Origin of the sequence: Pseudomonas granadensis (assembly GCF_900105485.1) — a bacterium.
Taxonomy (GTDB): domain Bacteria; phylum Pseudomonadota; class Gammaproteobacteria; order Pseudomonadales; family Pseudomonadaceae; genus Aquipseudomonas; species Aquipseudomonas granadensis.
On record NZ_LT629778.1, the window covers coordinates 4,099,231 to 4,118,816 of the forward strand.

Here is a 19,586-nt window from a genome sequence, read left to right on the forward strand (position 1 = left end):
TTTGCGTTTAACCCTGACAGACGTTGCGCGATACGAAGCGCTCACGCAGCACGTCATAACCCCAGTGATAAACGTAGGTGTAGGGCAGGAAAAACAGCAGCACGCCGATGTCGAGCAAAAACGCCTGCCACAGGCTGACCGACAGCCACCAGGCAATCAGCGGCACGCCCATCACGATCAAACCGCCTTCAAACAGCAGCGCATGCGCCACCCGCACCCAGGCGTTATGGGCAACATTCAGACGCACCAACACCCGATCAAAGAACCGGTTGAACACCACGTTCCAGCCCAGCGCCAGCAGCGCAATCAGGACAGTGACCGCGCCCATGTCGAGCAGCGGCTTTTGCAACAGCCACGCCAGCAACGGCGTGCAGATCAGGATCGCCAACAGCTCGAAACCGATGGCCTGGAAGATACGTTCAGTGATGGATTTATCGGCAGTCATGGCCGGGCTCCTTGAGTGAAGATGGTTGCCATGATCAACCCTCGAACCGATACTTCATAACCAATAACCATCGATCAAGGCGATAGTTGATGATTTCGCAGGAAGTGCTGTTGGCGTTCGTGCAGGCGGCGACGCAAGGTTCGTTTTCCGCGGCGGCGCGCAAATTGGGGCGCAGTCAGTCGACCATCAGCGCGGCGGTAGCGAGTCTTGAGATTGATCTGGATGTTGTGCTGTTCGACCGCAGCAGCCGCAAACCGACGCTAACCCCGGCCGGGCATGTGCTGCTGCAACGGGCCGAGGCGATTCTGGCGGCGAGCAATCGTCTGGAAATGACCGCACGGCAATTGTCACAAGGGGTTGAGCCGAAGCTGACGGTGGCGATTTCCGACACCTATCAGTCGTATCGTTTCGAGGCGGCGCTGGTGGAGTTCGAGCAGCGCTATCCGGATTTGCAACTGGAATGTCTGATCGCTGAATGCGAGGACTTGATCGAACTGGTCCAGCGCGGCCGCGCGCATCTGGCCTTCGCCGAAATGCAGGAACATTACCCGCCAGATCTGGTGACCTCGACCGTGGCCGAACGCACCGAGATTGCCCTGTTCGTCAATCGCGAGCATGCGCTGGCCAAGCTTGAACAGGTGGATCAGCAACGGCTTGAGGAGCATCGCGAGTTGCGCCTGGCGACCATCGTCAATCCGTATGACAGCCGTGGCAAAGGCCGGGTGTGGTCGGCGCCGAGTTATTTGATGTTGCTGGAAATGGCCGAGAAAGGTTTTGGCTGGGCACCGCTGCCGCGCTGGTTGGCGCAGCGTTATGGCAATGAGTTGCTGGTGGAGCTGAACGTGCGCGGCTGGCCGAAACCGGTGTTTGTCGATGCCCTCTGGTCACGCCTGTATCCACCGGGGCCGGCGGGAAGTTGGTTGTTGGGGAAAATGCTGGAATAGTGGCGCTGCCAATCGCTAGCAGGCTAGCTCCCACTATGTCCGAGTCGTGCACAATATTCATGGACACCCTCGACACCTGTGGGAGCCAGCCTGATGCTGGAATAGTCGCGCTGCCAATCGCTAGCAGGCTAGCTCCCACAATGTCCGAGTCGTACACAATACTCATGGACACCCTCGACACCTGTGGGAGCTAGCCTGATGCTGGAATAGTGGCGCTGCCAATCGCTAGCAGGCTAGCTCCCACAATGTCCGAGTCGTACACAATACTCATGGACACCCTCGACACCTGTGGGAGCTAGCCTGCTAGCGATGAGGCCGGCACCGCCGGTGAGATCTCAGGTCAGTCCAATTTCGCTCAAACGCCGTTCAATAAAACGCCGCTCAGGTTCTTGGCGAGTCAACGCCAACGCCCGCTGATACGCCTGCTGCGCCTCGGCCACCCGGCCCAGCTGCCGACAAAACTCCGCCCGTGCCGAATGCGCCAAGTGGTAATCCTGCAAGTCGCCACGCTGCAAAATCCCTTCAATCAGACTCAGCCCGGCCAACGGCCCATCGCGCTTGGCCACCGCCACCGCGCGATTCAACTCGATCACCGGCGACGGCAGCGCCCGCAGCAACACGTCATACAGCCCGACGATCTGCACCCAATCGGTTTGCGCCGCATTGGGTGCCTCGGCGTGCACCGCGGCAATCGCCGCCTGCAAACAATACGGGCCAAACCGCCGAGTACTCAGCGCGCGCTCGACCAGTGCACAACCTTCGGCGATCAACCCGGCGTCCCACAATGCGCGATCCTGATCATCCAGCAACACCAGTTCGCCGCTCGGCGTGGTGCGTGCCGGTCGCCGCGACTCGTGCAACAGCATCAGCGCCAGCAGCCCGATCACTTCCGGCTCCGGCAGCAATTCCATTAACAGGCGCCCGAGGCGAATGGCCTCGCGTGTGAGGTCTTCGCGGGTCAGCTCAAGGCCGATCGACGCCGAATAACCTTCGTTGAATACCAGATAAATCACCCGCAACACGCTGTCGAGGCGTTCGGGCAACTCCTTCAGGCTGGGCACTTGATAAGGGATTTTCGCGTCACGGATCTTGGCTTTCGCGCGCACGATGCGCTGGGCGATCGCCGCCGGCGCAGAAAGAAAGGCGCGGGCGATTTCTTCGGTGGTCAGGTCGCAGACTTCACGCAAGGTCAGCGGCACTTGCGCATCCGCCGCCAGCGCCGGGTGACAGCAAGTGAAGATCAGCCGCAGGCGATCGTCTTCCACATCCTCGCCACTCCAGTCGGCCTGTTCGAGTTCTTCCAGTTGCGCCAGCAACAACGGTTGCGAAGCCTTGAAACGCGCGCGCCGACGCAACACATCAATCGCCTTGAAGCGCCCGGTCGAGACCAGCCAGGTGCGCGGGTTGTCCGGCACGCCGTCGCGCTGCCAGCGCTCGACCGCGACGAAAAACGCCTCATGCAAGGCTTCTTCGGCGAGGTCGAAATCACCGAGCAGGCGGATCAGCGTCGCCAGAATCCGCCGCGAATCCTGGCGGTAGACCTGCTCGACCCGCGCGCGAACGTCAGACATTCAACTGCCGCACCGGTCGCACCTCAACGCTGCCGACCCGCGCTGCCGGAATGTTGCCGGCGACATGGATCGCTTCGTTGAGATCCTTGGCGTCGATCAGGTAGAACCCGGCCAGTTGCTCCTTGGTTTCGGCAAACGGCCCGTCGGTGATCGACAGTTTGCCGTTGCGCATTCTGACCGTGGTGGCGGTCTGCACCGACTCCAGCGCTTCGGCGGCGACCATGCGCCCGCTTCCCTGGATCGACTCGGCGTAGGCCCAGCACTCGGCGTCTTCGGGGCTGTCGGGCGACGAATGCAGCAGGCGCTCGTCGCTGTAGACCAGGCATAAATATTTCATGGCATTCTCCTGATTCGAACGGTTCAACTATGGCTGAAGATCAGGGCTGCACATCGAACAGGGTCGCGCCGCTCATCGGATCGAACGGCGCCGACCAGTGCTCATGGACGATTTTCCACGCCCCGCCGACCTGCCGATAACACGCGGTAACGCGCATCCAGCAGCTCTGGGTTTCGCCTTTTTCATTGGTCCCGCCGCAATTGGCGACCCAGTGAGCGAAGGCGATGGTGTCGGCGCTTTCGATGGCGATTTCCTGAAACTCGAAAACGTGCGGGCCGGGGCACATTTCCATGCACTCGACCCAATGCGCTCGGTACGCCGCTTTGCCCTTGAATTGCAGGGCCTTGATCGCGTCGAACGAGACGATGTCGTCGGCGTACAGGGCCATGACTTTTTCGACGTCCTTGGTCATCACCGCTTCGCGATAGGTGTTGATCAGGGTCTGGATTTCGCTGTGTGCGTTCATGGTGTTCTCCGTGGTTTTTGTGGGAAGACACCCTTAGTCGTTTGTGCTTTTCGCAGATCGACAGGCCAAACAAAAATATTTCACGACGCCAATATCGCTAGAATCCGAGGCTCACTCTTTGTAGGAAAAAGGAAATTCCCGTGTCAGCCAGACTCGTACCGTACGACAGCTTGAATGCCTTGCAGCGTCAGCAAGTCGAGGCGATTGAAATCCACGCCGAGCAGATCAAATTCTCCGGCGATATCCACGGCGCCTTGCACACGCTGCTGTCAAAACCCGGCCCCGGTGTAAAAGGTTTCGCCCTGCTGGCGGACGAGGTGCCGGTGGCGTTCCTGCTGCTTAAACGTCCTCCGGCATTGCCCGATTGGGCCAATGAGCACAGCGCCACATTGCATGCGTTACAGGTCGATTACCGTGCGCAAGGCAAGGGTTACGGCAAGGCTTGCCTGCAAGCGCTGCCCGCCGTCGCGCGTGAAGCCTGGCCGGAAATCCGGGGGCTGGAACTGTCGGTTGACGCCGACAACGAAGCGGCCATCGCGCTGTATGCCAAACATGGCTACGTCGACAGCGGCGAGGCGTACAAGGGCCGGATCGGTTACGAGCGGCGCATGGGGCTGTTTTTCTAACTCGTAGAGAGAGGCCAGCAATCGCTAGCAGGCTAGCTCCTACAGGGGTTTCACAGTGATTCAGTGAGATTGAGCCGAGCACAAAACAGGGTGGGAGCCAGCCTGCTGGCGATGGCGTCCAATCAGAAAAAATCTGCTGACTGACACACCGTAATCGCTAGCAGGCTAGCTCCCACAGGGGTTTAGCGGTGATTCAGCGAGGTCTCGCCAAACACAAAAACTGTAGGAGCAGCAGGCTGTTTCCCACAGTTTTTATTTGGTGTTTTGAATTAGAGGGTCAGGATCATTTCGTGCCACGCCATGCCGCCGTGGTCGGACTCCGAGGGTTTGATGTAGGCAAACCCAAACCCGGCATACAGCGGGATGTGTTGCTCCTTGCACATCAGGTGAATAGTCGCTTTATCCATCCCCCTCATGCGTTCGATGAACTCGGCCAGCAAGCGCTTGGCCAACCCTTGGCCCTGATAATCCGGGTGCACAACCACCGACATGATCACCACGTTCGGCCCTTTCGGGTCGTGGCCTATCAGTTCCTTGAACGCTTCATCGGACATCTGCACATCGAACGCCGCGCCAGAATTGACGAAACCGGCCACCTCGCCATCCACCTCGGCGACGATAAAACCTTCCGGCCAGGTGGCGATGCGCGTGGCGATCTTCTCGCGGGTCGCGGCTTCGTCGCCTTCGTAGGCAACGGTTTCGATGGCGTAGCAGCGGTCCAGATCGGCGGCGGTGACGTTACGGATGACGGTGTTCATGGCAACTCGAAATCATTGGAATTGAGGTCGCCAAGCATAAAGCAGATCAACCGGGGCGGACATGATCCGCCTCGATGGGTAGCTCTCAGGGTTTGAGTGGCAACCAGATTTCCAGCGTACCGGTGCGCAGTTTCGGATTGAAATCTGCGCTGTAACGCTCGAATTCCGGGGCATCTGCTGCTTCACGGCCCGATTGCGGCAGCCAGGTGTTCCAGATGTACTGAAACGTCTCCGGCAGTTGCTCCAATGGCCCCTTGTGTTCAAAGACCGCGTAATGCTGCGGCTGAATTTCAACCCAACGGTACTTCTGCGGCAGCTCATCAAGCTTGTCGATCTGCACACCAGCGATGTACTCGAAGCCGCCCTTGCCGTCCGCATTGCAGCAGACGCCGTAGGTCACTTCATTAACCTGCGCGGGAATTTTCCCCAGGTGCGGAATGAGTTTTTCCCACAGCGCCGGGATGTCTTCGGTGGAATCCTGGGTGAATCGTCCGCCGAATCCAGCGATCAGCAGAAACGGCCCGTGTTCGAAGCGAGGTTTTGCCACTTCGACGCGTGTTTGCTCATCCATGACACGACTCCTTGGTACACAAAAGTGGGTTCGGCTGGGAGTATAGAAAGCCCGAACCGTTTCGCACGATCACAGCGTGTGCAACTGCTCGGCGGCGCCCGAACCGACAAATTCGTTATAGCCGGAAAGGATCACGTAGACCGCGAAATAGCAGAAGATCGCCGCCGATGCGAGGTAGGAATAGCGCAACAGCTTGTCGCCCAGCAGCTTGCCACCGTGGCTGGCGGCGAAGCACAGACCGGCCGACCACAGCAGCCCGGCGCAGAGGAAACCGCCGAGAAACAGCGCCGAACTCAACGGGCCGCCGCCTCCGGAACGGGCGATCAATGTGCCGCCAACCGCCGCAAACCAGAGAATCGCACTCGGCGACGACATGGCGAGAAAGATCCCCCGGAAAAACTCCTTGCGATGGGAGTTGTGCCCCACTTCTGCCGTGGCCGCCAACTGCGCTTCATGGTGAATCGCCGAGTAAATCATCTTCGCCGCAAAGTAGATCAACAGTGCCGAACCACCGATCCACAACACCCAGCGCACCGTTTCGTATTGCAGCAAAACGGTCATCCCGGCCAGCGCCAGCATCGCATAAATCAGGTCGCCGACGCAGGTGCCGAGGCCCAGCGCAAAGCCCTGAAAATAGCCGCGTTGCATGGCCAGGGTGATCATCGCGATGTTGGCCACGCCGATGTCCAGGCACAGCGAAAGGCTCAGCAAGAAGCCGCTGGTGAATTCCATTGACCGATTTCCTTCGGAAAAAAATGTTTACAAACAGGCTGGACAGTATGCCATCAGCCCCCTTATCGTCCGCCACAGGTCACCGCAGTGACCAGCGTCGCTCGGACGGTTCCGGGCGCTTACGTTATCCGAGGCAACAATGGCCGAACAAGGTTTGCCGCGCCGCTTTGCGCGCATCGATCGACTCCCCCCGTACGTTTTCAACATCACCGCCGAGCTGAAGATGGCTGCCAGGCGTCGTGGTGAAGACATCATCGACTTGAGCATGGGCAACCCGGACGGCGCCACGCCGCCGCACATCGTCGAAAAACTCGTGCAAGTCGCCCAACGCGAAGACACTCACGGTTACTCGACCTCCAAAGGCATTCCGCGCCTGCGCCGGGCGATTTCCAACTGGTACAAGCAACGCTACGAAGTCGATATCGACCCGGAAAGCGAAGCCATCGTCACCATTGGCTCCAAGGAAGGCCTGGCGCATCTGATGCTGGCGACCCTGGATCAGGGCGACACCGTGCTGGTGCCGAACCCGAGCTACCCGATTCACATTTACGGCGCGGTGATTGCCGGTGCCCAGGTGCGTTCGGTCCCACTGGTGCCGGGCGTGGACTTCTTCGACGAACTGGAACGGGCGATTCGCGGCTCGATTCCCAAGCCGAAAATGATGATTCTCGGCTTCCCGTCGAACCCGACCGCGCAGTGCGTGGAGCTGGATTTCTTCGAACGGGTGATCGCCCTCGCCAAGCAGTACGACGTGCTGGTGATCCACGATCTGGCCTACGCCGACATCGTCTACGACGGCTGGAAAGCCCCGTCGATCATGCAGGTACCGGGGGCCAAGGACATTGCGGTGGAGTTCTTCACCCTGTCCAAGAGTTACAACATGGCCGGTTGGCGCATCGGTTTCATGGTCGGCAACCCGGAACTGGTCAACGCTCTGGCACGGATCAAGAGCTACCACGACTACGGCACGTTCACCCCGCTGCAAGTGGCCGCAATCGCTGCGCTGGAAGGCGATCAGCAGTGCGTGCGCGACATCGCCGAGCAGTATCGCCAGCGCCGCAACGTGCTGGTCAAGGGCCTGCATGAGCTGGGCTGGATGGTCGAGAATCCGAAGGCATCGATGTATGTCTGGGCGAAGATTCCCCAGGCGTATGCGCACCTGGGTTCGCTGGAATTCGCCAAGAAACTGCTCGCCGAAGCCAAGGTCTGCGTTTCGCCGGGGGTGGGGTTTGGCGAGTATGGCGATGATCACGTGCGCTTCGCGCTGATCGAAAACCAGGACCGCATCCGCCAGGCCGTGCGCGGGATTCGCGGGATGTTCCGCGCGGATGGCCTAGTCGCAAAATCTGGCGTCTAACGCAAGACCTGTAGGAGTGAGCCTGCTCGCGATAGCGGTGTGTCAGTCACCGTAAATGGCACTGACACACCGCTATCGCGAGCAGGCTCACTCCTACATGGGAATGTATTTAGCCTTGAGATTTCAGGCACAAAAAAACCGCATCGCTGCGGTTTTTTTGTGCCTGCGAGCAGCGGTTTAAACGAACAGCGACAACAGCAGAATAAAGCCCAGGCCGACCACCGACAGGATGGTTTCCATCGCGGTCCAGGTCTTGAAGGTTTCGGCCACGGTCATGTTGAAGTACTGCTTGACCAGCCAGAAACCAGCGTCGTTGACGTGCGACAGGATCAGCGAACCGGCGCCGGTCGCGAGTACCAGCAGCTCACGGTTGACGCCTGGAATCATGCCCACTACCGGCACCACAATGCCGGCGCCGGTGATGGTCGCCACGGTGGCCGAACCGGTAGCGATACGGATCACCGCCGCCACCAGCCACGCCAGCAGGATCGGCGAGATTTGCGCGCTGACCGCCATGTGACCGATCACGTCGCCCACACCGCTGGTGACCAGCATCTGCTTGAAACCGCCGCCAGCACCGATGATCAGAATGATCGCGGCGGTTGGCGCCAGGCTCGCATCCAGCCACTTGAGCATCTGGTTGGAGCCGATGCCCTGTTTGTAGCCGAAGGTGTACAGCGACAGCAGCAACGCCAGCAGCAGCGCCGAGATCGGGTGGCCGATCATGTCCATCCAGGTACGGAAGAAGTTACCGTCCGGCAGCGCCACGTCAGCGAAGGTTTTCAGCAGCATCAGGAACACCGGCAGCAGCACGGTGACCAGGGTGATGCCGAAGCTTGGCAGATCGGTCGAGTCGTTTTCGCGGGCCAGTTGATCGACCAGTTCTTGATTCGGGTGACCGGGAATGTGCTTGGCAATGAACGTACCGAAGATCGGACCGGCGATGATCGCGGTCGGCAGCGCAACGATCAGACCGTAGAGAATGGTCTTGCCGATGTCAGCGCCGAACACGCCGATGGCCAGCAGCGGACCCGGGTGTGGTGGCACCAGACCGTGTACAGCGGACAGGCCGGCGAGCAGCGGGATACCGATCTTGATGATCGACACACCGGTGCGACGCGCCACAATGAACACCAGCGGAATCAGCAGTACGAAGCCGATTTCGAAGAACAGCGGGATGCCGACCAGAAACGCGGCGAACATCATTGCCCACTGGACCTTGTCCTTGCCGAACGCACGAATCAGGGTCTGGGCAATCTGATCCGCCCCGCCCGATTCGGCCATCATTTTGCCGAGCATGGTGCCCAGCGCCAGAATGATGCCGACGAAACCGAGCACGCCACCGAAGCCGTCCTGGAACGCTTTGATGATGGTGCCGATCGGCATGCCGGACGTCAGGCCGAGGAACGCGGCGGCGATGGTCAGGGCAATGAAGGGGTGAATCTTGAACTTGGTGATCAGGATGATGAGTCCGATCACCGTGACCACTGCATCAAGCAGCAGGTAGGCGTCGTGGGACATGCCAAACATTGGGGGTGTCTCCTGGTTTGTTGTTGTTATTAAAGCGGGTTAATCAGAAGTCGTAAGGACAGCGCTATCTGCATGAACACACTCATACCGCCTGTTTCAGGCCATTGGCCTGCCACCAGACGTGAGCTTGCTCTGCCAGTTCTTCGACGCTGTGGATCGAAGCGTTCAACGCCAGGGTCAACGGCTCGCCTTTGGGCGATTCGAGGGTGGCGAACTGGCTTTCGATCAACGTGGCCGGCATGAAGTGGCCCGGACGATGAGACACACGCTCGGCGGCAACTTCAGGGGTCAATTCAAGGAACACGAAGCCCAGGCCCGGCAAGGCACTGCGCAGGATTTCGCGATAACTGTGTTTGAGGGCCGAGCAGGTCAGCACCGGGCGCTGGCCCGTGGCGTCAACGCGGCGCAGCTCCTCGCACAGGCTGTCGAGCCAGCCGGCACGGTCGTCGTCGTTCAGGGGGATCCCCGCGCTCATCTTTTCGATGTTCGCGGCCGGATGAAAAGTATCGCCTTCAATGGCAGTGGCGCCGCTCAAATGGCACAGGGCCTCGCTGACGCACGTCTTGCCGCAACCGGCAACGCCCATGATGACCAGGGCGGTGATGGGATGACTCATATAACACCTCAGCGCGCAGACAGCGCTACCTTTGCTAGCTATGACTCTAGTGCACAGGCAGAAGTTGCCGACGCCTTCTTGTCGTTTTTTTGGGTTGCAGCAGGTTCGTTCCCAACGCTAAAGAGCCGAGATCAGGCAGGACCTCGCTCACGCATTTGCAGCTGCATCAGGACAGCGCTACCTTAGTGCCTTGATTTTTGTTTGGCAAGCCGCCCGATGACCTCCCCCAAGAACGATAAAAATACCCGCACCACCGGCCGTCCCACCCTTAATGAAGTTGCCCGCCTGGCCGGCGTCAGCCCGATTACCGCCTCCCGAGCCCTGCGCGGCGTCAGCACCGTGGCCACCGAACTCGTGGAAAAAGTGCAGAAAGCCGCGCTCGAACTCAACTACGTGGTCAACCCGGCCGCCCGCGCACTGGCTTCGGCGCAGAGCCATTCGGTCGTCGTGCTGGTGCCGTCGCTGTCCAACCTGCTGTTCATCGACACGCTGGAAGCCATTCATCGGGTGCTGACGCCGAAGGGCTTCGAAGTGCTGATCGGCAACTTCCACTACTCGCGCGATGAAGAAGAAAACCTGCTGCGCAACTACATGGCCTATCAGCCGCGCGGCTTTTTGCTGACCGGATTTGATCGCACGGAAAGTTCGCGGCGGATGATCGAAGTCAGCAACATTCCCTGCGTGTATATGATGGAGCTGGACAGTGCTGCCGGAGTGAATTGCGTGGGTTTTTCGCAGTTGAGCGCCGGGGAAACTGCCGCCGAACACCTGCTGTCTCGCGGGCGCAAACGCTTGGCCTACATTGGCGCGCAACTCGATCAGCGCACCCTGCTACGCGGTGAGGGCTTTCGCCGGGCGTTGCAGAAGGCCGGCCGTTACGACCCGGATCTGGAAGTGCTGACACCGCGATCTTCATCGGTGGGCTTGGGCGGCGAGTTGTTTTTGCAATTGCTGGCGGCGCATCCGGACGTCGATGCGATTTTCTTTGGCAACGACGACCTCGCCCAGGGCGCCTTGCTCGAAGCGCTGCGCAATGGCATCAAGATCCCCGAACAGGTGGCGATTCTTGGTTTCAATGACCTGCCGATGTCCGAGCACATGGTGCCGCGCCTGAGCAGCATCAACACCCCGCGCGAGGCGATCGGCCGGCGCGCGGCAGAGCAGATGCTGACATTGATGGCGGGGAACAAGGTGGCGCGGCCGATGGAAGATATGGGCTTTGAGCTGAAGATTCGCGAAAGTACCTGACCCGCAAAAATCCAGAGTTGAAACACAATTCCTGTAGGAGTGAGCCTGCTCGCGATAGCGGTGTGTCAACCACATACGTGTCACTGATACACCGCTATCGCGAGCAGGCTCACTCCTACAAAGGATCTCCACCCACTTCAGTGGCTGAGTTGGTCGACCAAGGCCTGCGCGCCCTTCTGCAACGGCTGGCTCTTGAGCCACACCGCATGCACCGGCATCACCAGGCCGTTCTCAATGTTGCGGAAATTCAGCCGTTGCAAGCGCCCTGCGTCCAGTCGTGGCTGCACCACCGACAGCGGGAAATTACCCCAGCCCAATCCCGCCTCGACCATGTCCATCGCCGCTTCCAGGCTGTCGGTGCGCCAATACGATTGCGCCACCAGCGGTCGCGTTTCGCTGATCGGCAGGTCACGGCTGGCAACGATGATCTGCCGCACCTGGACCAGATCCTCGAGAAACACATCCCGCCCCTGCAACAACGGACTGTCCGCCGCCAGCGTGGCGATCATCCGTTCATTGCCGACAAACTGGAAACGCTCCAGCACGTTCATGCGCAACCCGGCGAACGCCAGGCACAGACCGACTCGACCACTGTGCAACATTGCCAGTACGTCATCCTGCGGCGCTGTCAGCACTTCGATGTCGAGCAGCGGATAACGCTCGGCAATCACTTTGATCGCTGTGAGCAAACGGCGTCGATCAATGTCGGCGACCACGCCCATCGACAACCTGCTTTCCAGCCCCAGTGACAACTCCACCGCGTGTACTTGCAGCTGTTTGAGCTGTTCGGCGATCAATCGCGCGTGCGGTACCAAAGACTGGGCCATCGCCGTGGGTTGCGGTTCGCGATGGCTGCGGTCGAACAACGAGTAACCGAGCTCGGCTTCGAGGTTGGCAATGCCCATGCTCACCGCCGACGGCACCCTGCCCAACTGCCGTGCGGCGGCGGAGAACGAGCCGCGCTCGATCACCGCGAGAAACAACTCGATGCTGTCGCTGTTGAAATTCAAATTTCTCACCTGTCAATAAAACTGAAAGCTACTGACTTTTTCTGTCAGCTCTATTGAAGCTATCTTTCATCGCTTTCGCCAGCCCTGCTGGCCACTATCCAGCGAGAAAGAGGCAAATCTGCATGCAAGGCGTGAAACGCAAACTGGTCTACGTGTCGCTCTACGAAGTGATCGGCATGACCTTCTCGGCCCTCGGCCTGGCCTTGTTGTCGGGCACATCGCCGGGCAGCACCGGGCCGCTGGCGGTGATCATCACCAGCATCGCCGTGACCTGGAATTTCATCTACACCTCGTTGTTCGAACGCTGGGAAAGCCGCCAGGTATCCCGCACCCGCACGGTCAAACGGCGCATCGCCCATGCGGTCGGCTTTCAACTGACGCTGATCGTGTTTCTGATTCCGCTGATAGCTTGGTGGATGAACATCAGTCTGGTGCAGGCATTCCTGCTGGATCTGGCGCTGATCATCTTTATCCCGTGCTACACGTTCGTGTTCAACTGGCTGTTCGACCGGATCTTCGGTCTGCCGAGCTCGGCGCTGCCCGATTCTGCTGCGGCATAAATCGCTAATTCGTAAGCAGATATCGCGTGAAATCAGCGGTTTAACCGATTTAACCGCCGATATTCACAATCCGTTAACTCCGATAGCAGGCTAAGCTTTTCCATCAATAAAAAATGGATCAGCTTATGACTGCTCACGCATCCGCCGCCGCACACAGTGACGGCATCGACCCGGTCCGCGCTGCGGAGATTTCCGCCCGCATCGATCGGCTGCCCGCCGTCGCCACGATCTGGCGCCTGGTGGCGTTGCTGTCGATCGGTGGATTTTTCGAACTCTACGATCTGTTCCAGACCGCCTACATCAGCCCCGGCCTGATCCGTGATGGCCTGTTTGCCACCGGCAATCAGGGCGTGTTCGGTTTTTCCGATCAGGCGGCGTTCGCCTCGGCGACGTTTCTCGGCCTGTTTCTCGGTGCCAGCCTGCTCAGTCCGTTGGCGGATCGTTTCGGGCGCCGGGCAATTTTCACTTTCGCGCTGATCTGGTACACGGTGGCGACGGTGTTGATGGGGATTCAGACCTCGGCGCTGGGCATCATCGGCATGCGTTTTCTGGTGGGTATCGGTCTGGGCATCGAGTTGGTGACCATCGACGCCTACCTCTCGGAACTGGTGCCCAAACGCATGCGCAGCTCGGCGTTTGCCTTTGCGTTTTTCGTGCAATTCCTCTCGGTGCCGGCGGTGGCGTTGATGTCGTGGTGGCTGGTGCCGCAGGCGCCGTTCGGTATTTCCGGCTGGCGCTGGGTGGTGCTGGCCAGCGCGGTGTTTGCGCTGTTCATCTGGTGGCTGCGCAAACGCCTGCCAGAATCGCCGCGCTGGCTGGCGCAGCATGGTCGTTTCGACGAGGCCAACCGGATCCTCGACCACCTCGAAGCGCGCTGCGCAAAAGATCACGGCAAAGCGCTGGATGCGCCCGAAGCGGTGCCGGTCGATGTCGAAGGCAAGGGCCGTTTTGCTGATATCTGGCAACCACCGTATCGCCGCCGCGCGCTGATGCTGATCGTCTTTCACATTTTCCAGGCGATTGGCTTCTTCGGTTTCGGCAACTGGCTGCCGGCGCTGCTTTCAGGTCAAGGCGTGAGCGTCACCCACAGCCTGATGTACGCCTTCATCATCACCCTCGCCTACCCGCTCGGGCCGTTGTTGTTTGTGAAGTTCGCCAACCGCTTCGAGAACAAATGGCAGATCGTCGGCTCGGCCCTCGGCGCGATGACCTTCGGGACCCTGTTCGCCCTGCAGACCAGCGCCGTCGGGCTTATCTTCTGCGGGGTGATGATTACCTTCTGCAACGCCTGGCTGAGCTTCAGCTATCACTCCTACCAGAGCGAACTGTTCCCGACCAACATCCGCGCCCGCGCGGTCGGCTTCTGCTATTCGTTCAGTCGTTTGTCGACGGTGTTCAGCAGTTTGTTGATCGGCTTGTTTCTCGACAACTTCGGTACGCCGGGCGTGCTGGCGTTCATTGTCAGCAGCATGTTGATCGTGATGTTGACCATCGGCTGGTTCGGCCCGCGCACGCGTAATCTGGCGTTGGAGAATATTGCCCATCGTTGAACAGCGCCTGCGCGACAGTATCCTGCAGGAGATGGGCAACGCGGCGAACAGGTTTCTTGCTGCGCTTTGATGGAAAGGCTACATAAAAACAATGTAGGAGTGAGCCTGCTCGCGATAGCGGAGTGTCAGCCAGCAAACTTGTCGCTGACACACCGTTATCGCGAGCAGGCTCACTCCTACAGGGGGACTGTGGCAATTCAGTTCAGTTGCAGGGTTTCATTGAACTGACTGATCGCATCCACCACATGCCGCGAGCCCTGCTGAATCTCCAGGATCACCTCCCCCGCCTCGTTCGCCAGTTCCACACCCAGCCCGGTGCGACTCAGGCTCGATTGCATGCTTGAGACTGCGCTCAGCGACAGGTCGTGGTTCCTGCGCACCACGTCGACAATTTCCAGGGTGGCCTGGCTGGTCCGCGCCGCGAGGCTGCGCACTTCGTCTGCGACTACCGCAAATCCACGGCCATGCTCTCCGGCCCGCGCGGCTTCAATGGCGGCATTAAGCGCCAGCAGGTTGGTCTGGTCGGCAATGCCGCGAATGGTCTGGACGATGGTGCCGATGATGTCCGACTGTTTGCTCACCGCATCGATACTCACCGCGGCTTCGTTGAGGTCACGGGAAATGTCCTGAATGATCTGCACCGTCTGCTGCACGACCTGTGAACCTTTTTGCGCGCAGGCGTCGTTCTGTACCGACGTGCTGTGGGCCGATTCGGCGGCGCGCTGCAAGGTGGTCATCTGGCGGGTGATGTCGCTGGCGAACTTGACCACTTTGTACAAGCGGCCCTTGGCATCGAACAGCGGGTTGTACGAGGCTTCCAGATATACCATGTGCCCGGATTTGTTCTTGCGCTCGAAGCGGTGCGAGTGATATTCGCCGCGATTGAGCGACGCCCAGAACGCCTTGTATTGCGCCGACTCGGATTCGCTGCGGTGACAGAACAGGCTGTGATGCTGGCCGACGATTTCGCTGAGTGAATACTGCATGGTCTGCAGAAAGTTATCGTTGGCGGCGATGACATTGCCTTCGGGAGTGAACTCGATCACCGCCATCGAGCGGCTGATTGCCGCCAGCATCGCTTCTTCTTCATGTTCCTTGTTGATACGCACGGTGATATCGGCAGCAACTTTGATCACGCTTCTGACTTCTTTGTCTGGGCCAAACACCGGCATGTAACTGGCTTCGAGCCAGATCTCCCGACCGCTCTTGTTCAAACGCAGAAACGTCCCGCTCAGGGGTTCGCCACGGGCCAGGTCGCGCCACAATCTGGCGTAATCCTCGCTGCGGTAGTAGTTCTCTTCACAAAAGATCCGATGGTGTTTGCCGCGTACTTCCGCGGCGCTGTAGCCCATGGTCTTGCAGAAGTTGTCGTTGGCATCGAGGACGATGCCGTCAGGGCTGAACTCGATCATGGCCATCGAGCGGCTGATCGCCGCCAACTTGGCGTTGGTCTCGGTCAGCGCGCAACTGAAGCGCTCGATTTCCTGCAGGTCAGCCTTGTGATGTAGGTTGAACATGGTTGTATCACCTTCCGCGCGGTCTTTCGATTTGATGAAAGTTCTGGTCTTTCAAGATCCACCACTACGTTCCGTGGAACAGGCACACGCCTTCCTCCACGGGAGGAAGTTGTCAGGTGATAAATGATGATCAATCGGAGCGTCCATGCAGCGACGTTCTAATCAAGACATCCTTCTCTTGATAGCCCGCACGCGGGCCAGCCCTAACGCATTGAAGAACTTCCATGTCGGCGACGCTCCTTGTTGGTTCAGTGTCGGTGCCTTGGGTTGCGCACTCTGGCAGCATGAATCACGGGCCAACGATGTCTGTCAGTCGGATTTTGACATGACGGTCGACATGGTTAGTTACGACAAGCATAGCCAGACCGTCGCCGTGCGCAAGGCCACTAGTCGGCCAGTATCTGGCACTTTTTGCACAAGAAACGGTTCAGCGCAGGATTTGAATTGAGGAACGCCGGGATGTACCGCCAACTCACACGATCAAATGTAGGAGTGAGCCTGCTCGCGATGGCGATTGATCAGGCGTCGATGTTGCCTGGGATAATGCTATCGCTAGCAGGCTAGCTCCCACAGGAATGTATTCCAAATTGGCAGTGAGCCTGCTTCTGATGACGAGCACACCGGGCTATCGGTTGGCGCGCGTTCTTTTATAATCCGCGCTTTGTCCAGCACAGCCCTGTTCATGCCCGATACCCATTACACCTTGCTCGACGTGTCGCTCTGGCCGTTGATGAACAAGTTCTACCGCAGCCACCAGTCCTCGATGAAAGCCGTGCGCGATGCGCAATTGTGGGTGGCGCGGCGTGGAGACATTGTCGCGGTGCTGTGCCTGCGCCCGGTAGCGGGCGGGCATTGGTTGACCGGCTTGTTCGTCGATCCGCAGTGCCGCGAACAAGGGATCGCCGCGCAGTTGATTGCGGCGTCCACTCAAGCGGTGAGCGAGCCGGTGTGGCTGTTCTGTCATCCGGATTTGCGCGGGTTTTATGAGCGGCGTGGTTTCCGCTATGACCCGGCGCTGCCGCAAGCGATGGCGGAACGCTTGAGCCGGTATGCGCGGAGCAAGCCGATGATTGCGATGGGGCTCAATTCTCCAGATTGACCACAATCCCCTGTAGGAGTGAGCCTGCTCGCGATAGCGGTGTGTCAGTCGGTGAAAATGTCACTGATATACCGCTATCGCGAGCAGGCTCACTCCTACAAGGGGAATGTGTTGATCCTGAGCTAGTCGTCAGCGTTGGGATCAAGATCCGGAAACATCACTTCGGTAAAACCGAACTTGCTGAAATCGGTGATGCGCGACGGGTACAGCCGGCCGATCAGATGGTCGCACTCATGCTGCACCACCCGCGCATGAAAGCCTGAGGCCACACGCACAATCGGCTCGCCCTTGGGATCGAAACCCTCGTAACGAATCTGCTGATAGCGATCCACCGCCCCGCGCAAACCCGGCACCGACAGGCAACCTTCGAAGCCCTCTTCCGTATATGGATTCAGTGGTGTGATCAGCGGGTTGATCAGGATCGTCTGCGGCACTGCTTCGGCGTCCGGATAGCGCTCGCTGTGCTCGAAACCAAAGATCACCAGTTGCAGATCGACGCCAATCTGCGGCGCGGCCAGGCCGACGCCGCCGACGCTTTCCATGGTCTGGAACATGTCGTCGATCAGTTGCCACAGCTCGGCGCTGTTGAACATTTCCGGCGGTACCGGCGGGGCGATGCGCAGCAGGCGCTCGTCGCCCATCTTCAGGATTTCACGGATCATGGTCAGACTTCGTCAGTGTCCGGCTTGAGCGAATGATCGCGGCCCAGGCCTGAGACATGTTGTTTGGGATGTTCTTCTGGCTCGCCGGGGTCTTTCTCGCCCTTCTCCTTGCCTTCGCTGGACATGTGCTCGATCACCGCATTCATTTCCGCGCCGAGCAGCAGCACGGCGGCGGAAATGTAGAAATACAGCAACAGCACGATGATCGCCCCGATGCTGCCATACATCGCGTTGTAGTTGGCGAAGGTTTTTACGTAGAAGGCAAACCCCAACGACGCCAGGATCCACACCACCACGGCCAGCACCGAACCTGGGGTGATGAAGCGGAATTCCTGCTTGACGTCGGGCATGACGTAGTAGATCAACGCCACGGCGATCATCATCAGCACCACGATTACCGGCCAGCGCGCGATGGTCCAGATGGTCACGATGACTTCTTCCAGACCGACCTGGGCGGCGATCCAGCCCATCACCTGCGGCCCGAGCACCATCAATGCGGCGGCAATCAACAGCATGCCGGCAATGCCGACGGTGTAGACGATCGACAGCGGGAAGCGCTTCCAGATCGGCCGCCCCTCGACCACGTCATACGCAGCGTTCATCGCGCTCATCATCAGGCGCACGCCAGCCGAGGCGGTGTACAGCGCGATGACGATACCGATTGAAAGCAGACCGCCCTTGGATTGCTGCAACTGGTCGATCACCGGGTTGACCTGCTCCAGCGCCTGCGGCGGCAAGACCAGCTCCGACTGCAGACGCAGCCAGGAAAAGAAATCCGGCAAGTGCAGAAAACCGATCAGCGCGATGAGAAACAGAATGAACGGGAACAGCGAGAACAGCATCTGGTAGGCCAGTGCCGAGGCATAGGTCGACATTTCGTCATCGACGAATTCAGTGACCGTGCGCACCATCACCCGGTGCAGGGGCAGACCTTTCATGTTCGGGAAAATCATTCGCGTCTCCTTTCGCCGCAGTACAGGTTGAAGTCATGGCGACTCAGGGGCCGTTTTTTACATCACGTTAGCCTGTTTGGCGATCTTCGTCGGCATCCGCAGGTTTTTTGATACAAAAACGGCCATCCTTGGATGGCCGCTCGTGTGATTCGTTCAAGGCTGGATTACGCCTTGTCGACGCCTTTCTTCACTGCGTCCTTGGTGTTGCCAACTGCCTGCTGGGCTTCGCCTTTTCTCTCCTGGACCTTGCCTTCGGCTTGCAATCTGGAGTTATCGGTAGCCTTGCCGACGCCTTGCTTGACGTTACCGACGGCTTCGTTGGCCATGCCTTTTACTTTATCGCCTGTGCTACTCATGGTGTTTCTCCGTGACGCATAAGAGGAAGAAAAGTCAGTACGTAACGATTGACTGGCGCGTTTCCCTGCAAGTTTCAATTATTTGCCGCTCATTTCGTCGCGGCGCGCAGGTTGCGCTTTATGTTTGCCGGCGTTGCCTTGAGAATGCGCAGCTATGGGCGCCAGGCGCCAGAGACCGATACCGCAGGAATGTTATGAAACTCGATAAAACGCAAGCCATCGCCCGTCGCAACAAGGAACTGGGCGGCGCCGTGCTTGGCACCAACAACTGCCACTTTGCCGAACTGAACCGCAACCGCAATATCTGGTGGTTCGACCTGCCGGTGTCGCGTCTGGCGATCGGTCAGTACGAGTGGATTCACCTGCTGATGCACACCCCGGCGACCGACGAACTGCTGCACCTGAAAGTGCCGACGGTTTTTCTGCGCGAGAAGCTTGAAGGGCTGGTGATTCGCAACGAAGGCAAGCGCAAGGCGGCGTTGAGCCTGGAGCTGAGTGCGGACAAGGATTCGTATCTGCAGGACATGCGGCCGGCGGGGACCAATGTGAATTTTGCGCCGTTTCGTCAGTGATGGCGGTGGCGCGGCCCTTTCCCCTCACCCTAGCCCTCTCCCCCAGGAGAGGGAACTGACCGAGTTGCCTGTGCGAACTCCGCGGATCTGAAATATCGAGTCGAAC

Annotated in this window: 23 protein-coding genes and 1 pseudogene; 9 read left to right on the forward strand and 15 right to left on the reverse strand. The window is 59.2% G+C overall.

The genetic code is table 11. The annotated features are described in order from the left end of the window. Positions 1-7: 7 nt before the first annotated feature. Positions 8-445 carry a multidrug/biocide efflux PACE transporter gene (locus BLU52_RS18145; RefSeq protein WP_090285475.1) on the reverse strand — a complete coding sequence of 146 codons (438 nt, stop codon included), beginning with the start codon at positions 443-445 and terminating at the stop codon, positions 8-10. Between the two features lie 89 nt (positions 446-534). Between BLU52_RS18145 and BLU52_RS18150 the strand changes: the two genes are divergently transcribed. After that, a complete protein-coding gene (locus BLU52_RS18150) occupies positions 535-1,389 on the forward strand; it encodes a LysR family transcriptional regulator (protein WP_090285478.1) in 855 nt (284 codons plus the stop codon). Positions 1,390-1,724: 335 nt separating this feature from the next. Here BLU52_RS18150 and BLU52_RS18155 read toward each other — a convergent pair whose 3' ends face one another. Genes BLU52_RS18155 through BLU52_RS18165 form a run of 3 tightly spaced genes read right to left on the reverse strand, consistent with a single transcriptional unit; the run spans position 1,725 to position 3,763 of the window. Then, positions 1,725-2,960: an RNA polymerase sigma factor gene (locus BLU52_RS18155; RefSeq protein WP_090285480.1), complete on the reverse strand. Its 1,236-nt coding sequence runs from the start codon at positions 2,958-2,960 to the stop codon at positions 1,725-1,727. After that, positions 2,953-3,297 (reverse strand): YciI family protein, encoded by a 345-nt coding sequence (locus tag BLU52_RS18160; protein WP_090285482.1) that lies wholly within the window; start codon positions 3,295-3,297, stop codon positions 2,953-2,955. Before BLU52_RS18160 ends, BLU52_RS18155 begins: the two co-directional genes overlap by 8 nt. Before the next feature lie 40 nt (positions 3,298-3,337). Beyond that, on the reverse strand, positions 3,338-3,763 hold the full coding sequence (locus tag BLU52_RS18165; RefSeq protein WP_090285484.1) for a YybH family protein: 426 nt from the start codon (positions 3,761-3,763) through the stop codon (positions 3,338-3,340). A gap of 140 nt (positions 3,764-3,903) precedes the next feature. Between BLU52_RS18165 and BLU52_RS18170 the strand changes: the two genes are divergently transcribed. Further along, complete coding sequence (locus BLU52_RS18170) at positions 3,904-4,389, forward strand: GNAT family N-acetyltransferase (RefSeq protein ID WP_090285486.1); 486 nt, start codon at positions 3,904-3,906, stop codon at positions 4,387-4,389. Between the two features lie 269 nt (positions 4,390-4,658). Here BLU52_RS18170 and BLU52_RS18175 read toward each other — a convergent pair whose 3' ends face one another. The 3 genes from BLU52_RS18175 to BLU52_RS18185 form a co-directional block, all read right to left on the reverse strand. Beyond that, positions 4,659-5,147, reverse strand: a complete 489-nt coding sequence (locus BLU52_RS18175; RefSeq protein ID WP_090285489.1) for a GNAT family N-acetyltransferase — start codon at positions 5,145-5,147, stop codon at positions 4,659-4,661. An 85-nt stretch (positions 5,148-5,232) separates the two neighbouring features. Then, positions 5,233-5,718, reverse strand: a complete 486-nt coding sequence (locus BLU52_RS18180) for a GyrI-like domain-containing protein (protein WP_090285491.1) — start codon at positions 5,716-5,718, stop codon at positions 5,233-5,235. A gap of 69 nt (positions 5,719-5,787) precedes the next feature. Continuing rightward, positions 5,788-6,450 (reverse strand): LysE family translocator, encoded by a 663-nt coding sequence (locus BLU52_RS18185; RefSeq protein ID WP_090285494.1) that lies wholly within the window; start codon positions 6,448-6,450, stop codon positions 5,788-5,790. 139 nt (positions 6,451-6,589) lie between these two features. Here BLU52_RS18185 and alaC point away from each other — a divergent pair, with 139 nt between their 5' ends. Then, complete coding sequence (gene alaC, locus BLU52_RS18190; protein WP_090285496.1) at positions 6,590-7,807, forward strand: alanine transaminase; 1,218 nt, start codon at positions 6,590-6,592, stop codon at positions 7,805-7,807. A gap of 177 nt (positions 7,808-7,984) precedes the next feature. Here alaC and BLU52_RS18195 read toward each other — a convergent pair whose 3' ends face one another. Both BLU52_RS18195 and BLU52_RS18200 read right to left on the reverse strand, forming a co-directional pair. Beyond that, positions 7,985-9,337 carry a GntP family permease gene (locus BLU52_RS18195; RefSeq protein ID WP_090285498.1) on the reverse strand — a complete coding sequence of 451 codons (1,353 nt, stop codon included), beginning with the start codon at positions 9,335-9,337 and terminating at the stop codon, positions 7,985-7,987. Positions 9,338-9,419: 82 nt separating this feature from the next. Next, complete coding sequence (locus BLU52_RS18200; protein ID WP_090285500.1) at positions 9,420-9,953, reverse strand: gluconokinase; 534 nt, start codon at positions 9,951-9,953, stop codon at positions 9,420-9,422. A 216-nt stretch (positions 9,954-10,169) separates the two neighbouring features. On the opposite strand from BLU52_RS18200, the gene gntR reads away from it, so the two are divergent. After that, on the forward strand, positions 10,170-11,201 hold the full coding sequence (gntR, locus tag BLU52_RS18205) for an HTH-type transcriptional regulator GntR (protein WP_090285502.1): 1,032 nt from the start codon (positions 10,170-10,172) through the stop codon (positions 11,199-11,201). 137 nt (positions 11,202-11,338) lie between these two features. Here gntR and BLU52_RS18210 read toward each other — a convergent pair whose 3' ends face one another. After that, positions 11,339-12,211 (reverse strand): LysR family transcriptional regulator, encoded by an 873-nt coding sequence (locus tag BLU52_RS18210; RefSeq protein WP_090285504.1) that lies wholly within the window; start codon positions 12,209-12,211, stop codon positions 11,339-11,341. Positions 12,212-12,333: 122 nt separating this feature from the next. Between BLU52_RS18210 and BLU52_RS18215 the strand changes: the two genes are divergently transcribed. Continuing rightward, positions 12,334-12,771: a PACE efflux transporter gene (locus BLU52_RS18215; RefSeq protein ID WP_090285506.1), complete on the forward strand. Its 438-nt coding sequence runs from the start codon at positions 12,334-12,336 to the stop codon at positions 12,769-12,771. Positions 12,772-12,896: 125 nt separating this feature from the next. After that, positions 12,897-14,321, forward strand: a complete 1,425-nt coding sequence (locus BLU52_RS18220) for an MFS transporter (protein ID WP_090285508.1) — start codon at positions 12,897-12,899, stop codon at positions 14,319-14,321. Positions 14,322-14,518: 197 nt separating this feature from the next. On the opposite strand, the gene BLU52_RS27320 is transcribed toward BLU52_RS18220, so the two are convergent. Both BLU52_RS27320 and BLU52_RS27325 read right to left on the reverse strand, forming a co-directional pair. Continuing rightward, a complete protein-coding gene (locus BLU52_RS27320) occupies positions 14,519-15,058 on the reverse strand; it encodes a methyl-accepting chemotaxis protein (RefSeq protein WP_231988044.1) in 540 nt (179 codons plus the stop codon). Between the two features lie 51 nt (positions 15,059-15,109). Then, positions 15,110-15,838 (reverse strand): annotated as a pseudogene (locus tag BLU52_RS27325) (PAS domain-containing protein); the annotation flags it as partial. 145 nt (positions 15,839-15,983) lie between these two features. Between BLU52_RS27325 and BLU52_RS18230 the strand changes: the two are divergent. Together BLU52_RS18230 and BLU52_RS18235 are read left to right on the forward strand one after the other, a co-directional pair. Continuing rightward, entirely contained in the window at positions 15,984-16,286 is a 303-nt protein-coding gene (locus BLU52_RS18230; protein ID WP_090285512.1) for a hypothetical protein, read from the forward strand. A 234-nt stretch (positions 16,287-16,520) separates the two neighbouring features. Further along, positions 16,521-16,937, forward strand: a complete 417-nt coding sequence (locus BLU52_RS18235) for a GNAT family N-acetyltransferase (RefSeq protein ID WP_090285514.1) — start codon at positions 16,521-16,523, stop codon at positions 16,935-16,937. Between the two features lie 122 nt (positions 16,938-17,059). Here BLU52_RS18235 and def read toward each other — a convergent pair whose 3' ends face one another. From def to BLU52_RS18250, 3 genes are all read right to left on the reverse strand, one after another. Then, entirely contained in the window at positions 17,060-17,599 is a 540-nt protein-coding gene (gene def, locus BLU52_RS18240) for a peptide deformylase (protein WP_090285516.1), read from the reverse strand. A 2-nt stretch (positions 17,600-17,601) separates the two neighbouring features. Next, the gene (locus BLU52_RS18245; RefSeq protein WP_090285518.1) at positions 17,602-18,552 is read right to left on the reverse strand and encodes a YihY/virulence factor BrkB family protein; all 951 of its coding nucleotides are present in this window, start codon (positions 18,550-18,552) and stop codon (positions 17,602-17,604) included. 164 nt (positions 18,553-18,716) lie between these two features. Further along, a complete protein-coding gene (locus BLU52_RS18250; protein WP_090285520.1) occupies positions 18,717-18,908 on the reverse strand; it encodes a CsbD family protein in 192 nt (63 codons plus the stop codon). Positions 18,909-19,102: 194 nt separating this feature from the next. Between BLU52_RS18250 and BLU52_RS18255 the strand changes: the two genes are divergently transcribed. Then, complete coding sequence (locus BLU52_RS18255; RefSeq protein ID WP_007917843.1) at positions 19,103-19,480, forward strand: hypothetical protein; 378 nt, start codon at positions 19,103-19,105, stop codon at positions 19,478-19,480. Positions 19,481-19,586 lie beyond the last annotated feature (106 nt).

Excerpts from the sequence above, each read along its gene's own strand:
- BLU52_RS18145 (WP_090285475.1), bottom strand. The coding sequence starts at position 445 with ATGACTGCCGATAAATCCATCACTGAACGTATCTTCCAGGCCATCGGT.
- BLU52_RS18150 (WP_090285478.1), top strand. The coding sequence starts at position 535 with ATGATTTCGCAGGAAGTGCTGTTGGCGTTCGTGCAGGCGGCGACGCAA.
- BLU52_RS18155 (WP_090285480.1), bottom strand. The coding sequence starts at position 2,960 with ATGTCTGACGTTCGCGCGCGGGTCGAGCAGGTCTACCGCCAGGATTCG.
- BLU52_RS18160 (WP_090285482.1), bottom strand. The coding sequence starts at position 3,297 with ATGAAATATTTATGCCTGGTCTACAGCGACGAGCGCCTGCTGCATTCG.
- BLU52_RS18165 (WP_090285484.1), bottom strand. The coding sequence starts at position 3,763 with ATGAACGCACACAGCGAAATCCAGACCCTGATCAACACCTATCGCGAA.
- BLU52_RS18175 (WP_090285489.1), bottom strand. The coding sequence starts at position 5,147 with ATGAACACCGTCATCCGTAACGTCACCGCCGCCGATCTGGACCGCTGC.
- BLU52_RS18180 (WP_090285491.1), bottom strand. The coding sequence starts at position 5,718 with ATGGATGAGCAAACACGCGTCGAAGTGGCAAAACCTCGCTTCGAACAC.
- BLU52_RS18185 (WP_090285494.1), bottom strand. The coding sequence starts at position 6,450 with ATGGAATTCACCAGCGGCTTCTTGCTGAGCCTTTCGCTGTGCCTGGAC.
- alaC (WP_090285496.1), top strand. The coding sequence starts at position 6,590 with ATGGCCGAACAAGGTTTGCCGCGCCGCTTTGCGCGCATCGATCGACTC.
- BLU52_RS18195 (WP_090285498.1), bottom strand. The coding sequence starts at position 9,337 with ATGTTTGGCATGTCCCACGACGCCTACCTGCTGCTTGATGCAGTGGTC.
- BLU52_RS18200 (WP_090285500.1), bottom strand. The coding sequence starts at position 9,953 with ATGAGTCATCCCATCACCGCCCTGGTCATCATGGGCGTTGCCGGTTGC.
- gntR (WP_090285502.1), top strand. The coding sequence starts at position 10,170 with ATGACCTCCCCCAAGAACGATAAAAATACCCGCACCACCGGCCGTCCC.
- BLU52_RS18215 (WP_090285506.1), top strand. The coding sequence starts at position 12,334 with ATGCAAGGCGTGAAACGCAAACTGGTCTACGTGTCGCTCTACGAAGTG.
- BLU52_RS18220 (WP_090285508.1), top strand. The coding sequence starts at position 12,897 with ATGACTGCTCACGCATCCGCCGCCGCACACAGTGACGGCATCGACCCG.
- BLU52_RS27320 (WP_231988044.1), bottom strand. The coding sequence starts at position 15,058 with ATGACCACCTTGCAGCGCGCCGCCGAATCGGCCCACAGCACGTCGGTA.
- BLU52_RS18230 (WP_090285512.1), top strand. The coding sequence starts at position 15,984 with ATGCAGCGACGTTCTAATCAAGACATCCTTCTCTTGATAGCCCGCACG.
- BLU52_RS18235 (WP_090285514.1), top strand. The coding sequence starts at position 16,521 with ATGCCCGATACCCATTACACCTTGCTCGACGTGTCGCTCTGGCCGTTG.
- def (WP_090285516.1), bottom strand. The coding sequence starts at position 17,599 with ATGATCCGTGAAATCCTGAAGATGGGCGACGAGCGCCTGCTGCGCATC.
- BLU52_RS18245 (WP_090285518.1), bottom strand. The coding sequence starts at position 18,552 with ATGATTTTCCCGAACATGAAAGGTCTGCCCCTGCACCGGGTGATGGTG.
- BLU52_RS18250 (WP_090285520.1), bottom strand. The coding sequence starts at position 18,908 with ATGAGTAGCACAGGCGATAAAGTAAAAGGCATGGCCAACGAAGCCGTC.
- BLU52_RS18255 (WP_007917843.1), top strand. The coding sequence starts at position 19,103 with ATGAAACTCGATAAAACGCAAGCCATCGCCCGTCGCAACAAGGAACTG.